General features: G+C 43.2%; 7 protein-coding genes and 2 pseudogenes. 6 read left to right on the top strand and 3 right to left on the bottom strand.

Features of this window, described 5'->3' with window-relative positions; all coding sequences use genetic code 11:
• Positions 1–107 precede the first annotated feature (107 nt).
• Positions 108–677: a low-complexity tail membrane protein gene (locus ACE1AQ_RS06305; protein WP_106909326.1), complete on the top strand. Its 570-nt coding sequence runs from the start codon at positions 108–110 to the stop codon at positions 675–677.
• A gap of 26 nt (positions 678–703) precedes the next feature.
• Here the strand turns inward: ACE1AQ_RS06305 and ACE1AQ_RS06300 are convergent, their stop codons facing one another.
• Positions 704–1,432: a carbonic anhydrase gene (locus tag ACE1AQ_RS06300; protein ID WP_110545883.1), complete on the bottom strand. Its 729-nt coding sequence runs from the start codon at positions 1,430–1,432 to the stop codon at positions 704–706.
• A gap of 270 nt (positions 1,433–1,702) precedes the next feature.
• Here ACE1AQ_RS06300 and ACE1AQ_RS06295 point away from each other — a divergent pair.
• Together ACE1AQ_RS06295 and ACE1AQ_RS06290 are read left to right on the top strand one after the other, a co-directional pair.
• A pseudogene (locus ACE1AQ_RS06295) lies at positions 1,703–1,865 on the top strand (ISNCY family transposase); the annotation flags it as partial.
• A gap of 53 nt (positions 1,866–1,918) precedes the next feature.
• Complete coding sequence (locus tag ACE1AQ_RS06290) at positions 1,919–2,872, top strand: ABC transporter ATP-binding protein (protein ID WP_106909327.1); 954 nt, start codon at positions 1,919–1,921, stop codon at positions 2,870–2,872.
• Positions 2,873–2,888: 16 nt separating this feature from the next.
• On the opposite strand, the gene ACE1AQ_RS06285 is transcribed toward ACE1AQ_RS06290, so the two are convergent.
• Positions 2,889–3,644: a tetratricopeptide repeat protein gene (locus ACE1AQ_RS06285; RefSeq protein WP_008203461.1), complete on the bottom strand. Its 756-nt coding sequence runs from the start codon at positions 3,642–3,644 to the stop codon at positions 2,889–2,891.
• 44 nt (positions 3,645–3,688) lie between these two features.
• Between ACE1AQ_RS06285 and nblB the strand changes: the two genes are divergently transcribed.
• Both nblB and ACE1AQ_RS06275 read left to right on the top strand, forming a co-directional pair.
• Positions 3,689–4,354, top strand: coding sequence for a phycobilisome degradation protein NblB (gene nblB, locus ACE1AQ_RS06280; protein ID WP_008203462.1), 666 nt, complete (start codon positions 3,689–3,691; stop codon positions 4,352–4,354).
• A 73-nt stretch (positions 4,355–4,427) separates the two neighbouring features.
• Positions 4,428–5,519 (top strand): tetratricopeptide repeat protein, encoded by a 1,092-nt coding sequence (locus ACE1AQ_RS06275; protein WP_008203463.1) that lies wholly within the window; start codon positions 4,428–4,430, stop codon positions 5,517–5,519.
• A 150-nt stretch (positions 5,520–5,669) separates the two neighbouring features.
• On the opposite strand, the gene ACE1AQ_RS06270 is transcribed toward ACE1AQ_RS06275, so the two are convergent.
• The gene (locus ACE1AQ_RS06270; RefSeq protein ID WP_008203464.1) at positions 5,670–6,704 is read right to left on the bottom strand and encodes a PEP-CTERM sorting domain-containing protein; all 1,035 of its coding nucleotides are present in this window, start codon (positions 6,702–6,704) and stop codon (positions 5,670–5,672) included.
• A 390-nt stretch (positions 6,705–7,094) separates the two neighbouring features.
• On the opposite strand from ACE1AQ_RS06270, the pseudogene ACE1AQ_RS06265 reads away from it, so the two are divergent.
• Positions 7,095–7,216 (top strand): annotated as a pseudogene (locus tag ACE1AQ_RS06265) (IS630 family transposase); the annotation flags it as partial.

The raw sequence follows: 7,216 nt of genomic DNA, 5'->3' as shown, positions 1-7,216 counted from the left end.
ATCTCCCCACTTCATAATTCATAATTCATAATTCCCCCACTCCCCCACTCCCCCATCTCCCCACTTCATAATTCATAATTCATAATTTATAATTATCATTTCCCTCTATGAAATCAGAACCTTTTTTGTGGATTCATCTGGCAGGGTTAGCGGCTTTGCCAATCTTTTTACAAATCGCTTGGATTGGTTTAGCTGTGGGTGATCCCTTGCCTTTTCTTTGGCTAGAATGGCTATTTCTGGGAGCGATCGCCATCGTCCCCGTCTTTTGGATGCAGTGGACAAAACCTTTTGATATATTTAGTCTTTTGTTGGTTGCCCTAAAACCTAGTCAACTCACCCCCGAACAGTTAAAAATTCTCTCTCTTTTTAAACGTCCTCGCCATCGTCTTCTGACTCTTTTGGGAGTCGTCCTCCTAATTCTCATCGCTTGGCCTATCTATAATTTTGCCCCTCTAGCGGCTGCCGTGGCCGCCTATCTCCCCCAATGGCGGCTTTTAGGTTTAGTCATCGCTGCGATCGCTCTCCTCTTAAGTCACCTATTTTTACAGGTTCCTCTGAGTGTTCTAGGGGTTTTAGCCACGAAGGAAAGTGACTGGACAGCCACCGAAGCTTTAGTTATTGAGCGTATTCCTGAGTTATTTACCATTTTTGGTCTAAAAGTCAATAAAATTATCTAAATTAGCCAAAATGCCGACAATTTCGCCTAGGAATGCAGGATAGATCGCCCGTTTAAGGGTTGAATATTCCTCGCATTACGGGGCAAAATTGCGGCCAATTGTTGCAGTTGTTGGGGAGAAATTTTGATCGCATTTTGCCAGACTAACCAGAGAACATCCTCGCTACAGGGGGGAGTGGACAAAGACCCCCGATATTCATAAAAATCCCTATTTTCTGGCAGCAAAAGCCCGGCATTGACCCAAGTATCGGGGATAATCATTTCAGGAGAAGGTTCTTGGGGCAAATAAGCCCAAATGGTTTGTAAATAGGGATTATGTGCGCCAATTTCGGCTAAGATGCCCACAACTGCTAAATTTCCCCTCCCATTTCGATGCACTAGATGAATTTCTAGAGGGAAAGACTGACCTTTAATCTGATGTTCGCTGGGGTGATGAAAATGGAACTGCAACAAATCCCAGTTTTCGCCGTGAAAACTCATATTTCCACATTTTTCGGTCTTAACTAAGATTGTACGACCGTTATGGCGAATTTTTAGGGGTACAGGACGATAATTAAAGGTGGGGTGGTATAGCTCTTTTTCAGTCACTATACTCAGATCGATCGGTGTTTGTTGCTTTCCCGTGGTGCAGAGGCGATAATTCCTTGATAATTCGCCCCAATGGTCAATATTTTGATAATTCCAAGCAAATTCTGGATTAATAGCCCCAAAAAGAGCCTGAGAGCCAATAAATTGCAGTAATTCTCGTCTATACATGGGATTAAATCCAGAAATCATCGGATAATTAGCAATTTTATCGGGGATTTATGCCCAATTCCCCCAGTTTAGCCGTTAATTTTGCGGCTTTCTGCCTGTTGTGCCGCTTCTAGAGGAGCGGGAACTAATTCCCCTTCGGGGGTACAATAGCGTAGGATAAGGATTTGGTGGTAGTGGCGTAGCCCTCTTGCTTATCTGGTATGAACTGTGTAAAATATTCATTAATAAAAATCATCGGATCACATCGGTCTTTAAACCTCTAGCTTGATGATGAGTTTTCCGATCAATATCTTTTTGTGGTTCGTGTCTGGCTTACTCAAATATCAGTATAACACAGAACAAAATCACCTCTTCGCCTGTATTGCCTTGTCCTAGTGGTGGTTCTCACCATACCATCAAGAATGGTTCTATTGATAATGGGAACCCCAAACATTAATGTTAAGAATGTGGTGGCCAGTTTGTCAGCAATCCCACTAATAAAACTTTATGAACGCACCAGAATTAGCCATTGCTACCTTTGGTTTAACCAAACAATTTGACCGCCATGGGGCCGTTAATCAAGTGGATTTGCAGATTGAAGCGGGGGAAGTTTATGGGTTAATCGGTCCAAATGGAGCAGGAAAAACCACTTTAATTAGGATGTTAGCGGCAGCGGAAGAACCGACAACCGGAGAAATATATCTGCACGGAGAACGTCTTTTCAGAGATGAGAGTAATCCCCGTCTGAAAAGAAATTTAGGTTATCTACCCGATAATTTTCCCCTCTACGATGACCTAAATGTCTGGAATTATCTGGATTATTTTGCCCGTCTTTATCATATCCCTCGCTCCCAACGTCATCGCCGCATTTATGAGGTTCTAGAACTGGTACAATTAACCAATAAAAGCCATAATTTGATCGCTACTTTGTCCCGGGGAATGAAACAACGTTTAAGTTTAGCTCGAACGATTATCCATGAACCTTTAATTTTACTTCTCGATGAACCAGTTTCTGGATTAGACCCGATCGCTCGCCTACAATTTCGTGAGATTATTAAAGTCTTACAATCGGCAGGTATGACTATTTTAATTTCCTCCCATGTCCTTAGTGATTTAGCGGAACTTTGTAGTTCTGTGGGCATCATGGAATTAGGTTATCTAGTGGAAAGTACCTCTTTAGAGGAATTAAATCAACGTCTAGCCAGCCAATACTTGCAGATTACGACTCTAGGTAATTTAGAAACCTTAGAAACTGCTCTTAAACAATGTATTTTTGTGGAAAGTTGGCAAAGAATTATTAATACTAATACTCTCCGGGTTAGATTTACGGGAACCCTAGAAGATAGTGCCGAATTGTTGAAATCTTTAGTGGTTTCTGGCCTGACCTTAAGCGAGTTTTATACTTGCCGCGAAGATTTAGAAACTATTTTCCTAAAACTGGGACATCGACAGGCATCCTAAGGGGAAATATTAACTTTTAAATCTCGGATAGTAACTTTTCGACTAATTTAATTTGCTCCTGACTAAAACCCGCTTCTTTCAGGTGTGCCAGAAACCATTTTTCTCGATAACGACCGTCTAAATCCCTAGCCTTTTTGTAGGTATCTTGCGCCTTTTTACTATCACCTTGATCTAAATAAATTATTGCCAAAGCTACAAGAGGATGGGGATTATTTGGCTCTAATTTAACTGCTTTTTCTGCGTTAGTAATAGCGGAATTAAAATCTTTTAAACGATGATAGGCAAGGGATAAATTATAGTAGGCGATTTCATTATCGGGTTTTAAATTAGCGGCTTTAGTATGAGTGACTACGGCTTTTTCAAGATCACCAGCCACTAGATAAACAATTCCCAAAGCATTATAGGCAGCCAGATGATCGGGGGCAATTTTTATCGTTTCTTCGAGGGTTGTTCGTGCCGCTAAAGGTTGTTTAGCTAGATGTTGTGTCCAACCTAAAATTACTCTCCCGTCTAGATGATTGGGGTTTAACTGTAGCGATTTTTTTAAAGCCTCAATACTTTTGATAAAATCTCCCTGTTGACGATACTGTAATCCCAATTGACGATAACGATTAGCCGATTTAATGTCCGATGGCGAAATAATCGGACTGGGAGAAGGAGAAACGAGCATCTCGGCTGTCGGTTCTTTTGTCAGGGGAGAGGGAGGACTACAGCCCCAAAAAACCGGGGAACTAAAGATGATCGAGATAGTCAGGAGTCGATAACTATTCATGGGACAATTAATACCAGTCCAATTGTTAAGGGTGTCATCAAATTATGAATTATTCCCCTGAATCCGTGCAACGACTGCTCGATTCCGATGATTATGGCGATCGCTTATCGGGAGTTAATCAACTGCGTTATTTAGCCCCAGAAATCGCCTTCGAGATGTTACAGCCTGTAATTAACGATAGTAACGCTAGGGTGCGTTATTCGGCGGTAAGTCAGCTAGATATCCTCGGTCGTCAGAATCCTGATCTGGCCTTAACTATTCTACGCGATCGTTTGTTAAATGATCCCGAAGCAGACGTGAAAGCAGCCGCGGCCGATGCGATCGGGGGGTTAAAATTAACGGCAGCCTACGATGATCTGGTGGCCGTCTATCAACAATCCTCCGACTGGTTAATTCAATTTAGCATTGTGGCAGCTTTGGGCGAATTGGGGGAACCCCGGGGCTTTGAACTGCTGGAAATCGCCCTAAACTCCGATAATGAATTGGTAAAAACGGCCGCCGTTAGCGCTTTTGGGGAACTAGGCGACCCTCGCGCCGTCTCTTTACTTGTTCCCTTGGCTAGTGATGATGATTGGCAACTGCGCTATCGTCTCGCTCAAGCTTTAGGTCGTTTAGGGGGGGAAGATGCGATCGCTGTTTTGACCCAGTTAACTAGCGACAAAAGTGCCCAAGTCGCCCAAGAGGCCCGCAATAATCTTGTTCAAGGGTGATACAGAATAGTTGATTTTTGTCAATACCATTTACAATAAACTTTAATTAAGAATCGTTAACAAAGGTAAAGCGATGAAACAATTTACCCGTTTAATCTTGCTCGTCAGTCTCCTCGCGGGGGGCTGTTTCTTTCCCTCAATTGCGATCGCCGATAATCCGGGGGGGGCAATCGTGAGCAGGAATTCACAGGTTAACGAACTACTGCGTCAAGCGCGGCAATTGGTCAGAAATGGCAATTATGGGGAAGCTATAGCCGTTTACGAGCGGGCTGCCGCCCTTGATGGCAATAATGCCAAAATTTTCTCTGGGATCGGCTTTTTACAAACGCGGCAAGGGGATTATAACGCCGCCGCCCAAGCATACCAAAAAGCTTTAAGTCTCGATCCGAGTAATCCCGACTTTTTCCATGCTCTCGGTTATAGTTTGGCTAATATCGGTGATTATGACAATGCAGCCACCGCTTACTACTACGCTATTCAAATAGAACCGAAAAACGTCCAACACTACCTCGGTTTAGGGGTGGTATTATTACGGCAAAAAAACTATGCAAAAGCGGGCGAAGTTTACCAATGGGTTTTAGCTCTCGACCCCAATAATCAGCAAGCCCATGAAATCATGGGTAAAGCTTTGATCGAACAGAATAAAAGCACCGAAGCCCTCGATTTTCTCCAAAAATCCCTACAAAGATTCCCTAACAATAGTGAATTAAGATTGCAACTGGCCAGCCTTTTGCTCAAACAGGGCGATTTAAATGGCGGAACCCAGATTTTAAAAGAAATAGAACGACACAATGCAGGAAATTTTTTAATTCAGCTAAAAATAGGTATTTTACTCGAAAAACAAGAGCGTTTTGACGAGGCTCTCCCCTTTTATCGTCGCGCTGTTTTCCTGCAGCCCCAATCGTTGGAAGCACAAGCGGGAATCGGTCGCATCCATCTGGCCAGAAAAGATTATCTTGCAGCAATTATCGCCTATCAAGATTTGGCCGAAATCGCCCCCAATAACGCCGATGTCTATCTTAATCTCGGTCGGGCCTACGCGGGCCGGGGACGAAAAACAGAGGCGGAGGAAGCTTTTAAGCAAGCGCGAGCGGTTTATGTGCTGAAAAATAATCAATCTGGCCTGGAGGAAGTGGATGCCCTGCTGAAGAAGTTGGTTGAGTAAAACCAGATCAGTGATCAGCTTCTCATTGAGGGTGCGGAATGTGGGTTACAAGATTTATCAAGAGTTTCCCCCCTCGCAACTCAAGAAAAAATCATCATTTTTTCTTGAGTTGACACCGATTTGCCCCCCGTGCCAGCCCCAAATATTCTTCTAAGAATTGCTATTTTTGCGGCGATACCAACGCCGGATTGAACTTCCGCCAATTCCCCCTCCTAATACCAAAAGTGATAAAAGATTGCTGGGTTCTGGTATCGCTGTTGACTGTACTCCTGTAACTGTAATCGTTCCAGGGGGGCTGCCACTAGGGAAGTTAGGATGAAAAGGATCACCACTACGAGCAATAGAGCCACCACACGGTGCTTCCTGTTGTCCGGTTCCATTATTCGGACCGGTGGCAAAATTACCGACTTGTCCATTAGGCTCGTTAGGATGATTTCCACCATTAGGACTACCTGTACAAGTAGTAGGTAAATTGCCCGTTGCGATGGTTTTTAGATCGTACTCGAACAGTTTTGTTTCCCCCGGCGCAAAAGTACCTAGAGAAATAGTCGTGGTGACAGGGCCAAAAAAGTAGGAGTAGGAAGTAGTAGGAGTAAGAGGACTAAGAGTACCCCCTAAAGAGTGAGTACCTGTATCGGCAAAAGAAAATGTATTAGTCCCACCGTTGTATTGAAGCTCGGCACTACTGTCCCAGATGGATGTCCCATTGAGTCGAATGTCAATTTCGTAGCGAGCGAATAACCCCTGTCCGCTTGTGGGTGTATAGCTGGGAGAAATATAAGCGCTCAGTTCTCCCGGAATGATCGTAAAGGTAAAAGTAGCCGGAGAAGGGAAAGGATTTGGGTTGACAAAGGTATCTTTATAAGTAAACAATCCAGTAATGTCATAGTTGCCATCACCGGAAACCCGTGACCCAAAATTGCCAGTGACATCACCGTAGGTGTGATAAAAGACACCGTTACCAGGGACATCATTGTCCCCAGCCAAGACATCTACATAACCACTGGTTGCTGGTCCGTCAATATCGGGAGAACCTGGTCGCGTAATTCCCGCAAGCTTCCAATCAACTTCTGCTTTAATTATTGCCGCTTGCACCGGAACAGTTGCCAACATTAAGGAAGTTGCGATTCCTGATATTAACCAGTTTTTATGTGAACCAAGTATGTCAGTAAATTGTGAACGCATTTTTGCCTCCTAAGATATTTTTTTATTCGGCTTCCAAAGCTCGTATAAGTGCTACGCCCAAGGCAAAAGGCAGTCTGCTAATATGTTTGCTGGCTGAATAATGCTAATTGCGCGTGGCAATCATACTCCCCGATACTAGAGGATTATCTAGTTTTCGTCAACTGTTTTTAGTTAAGATTTGTTACAAGGTTAAATTACGGACTTTCTCAGATAGATGATACTAAATCCGTTGAATATAGGCTACTTATCAGGACAGGCAAAGGGCAAGAGGCAAGAGGCAAAAGGGGGAATAAATAATCAGTCTTTAATAAGTAGTCATGCAAAATTAATTACCCAAATAAAAAATTAAGAAGTATAATACATAAAAAAACGAAGCAGCAGGAAAATACAATGAGATTGATTAGAGACCTAAACCCCGAGAGCCAGAAAATGCTAGAGAGAATTTATCGAGCTAGTAAACATCATCAAGTAAGAGAGCGAGCGAAATGTATACTCTTAAGTTTTCAGGGAAC

It is taken from the genome of Microcystis sp. BLCC-F209 (assembly GCF_041928595.1).
Classification (GTDB): domain Bacteria; phylum Cyanobacteriota; class Cyanobacteriia; order Cyanobacteriales; family Microcystaceae; genus Microcystis.
This window is presented reverse-complemented; position numbering and strand designations above follow the sequence as displayed.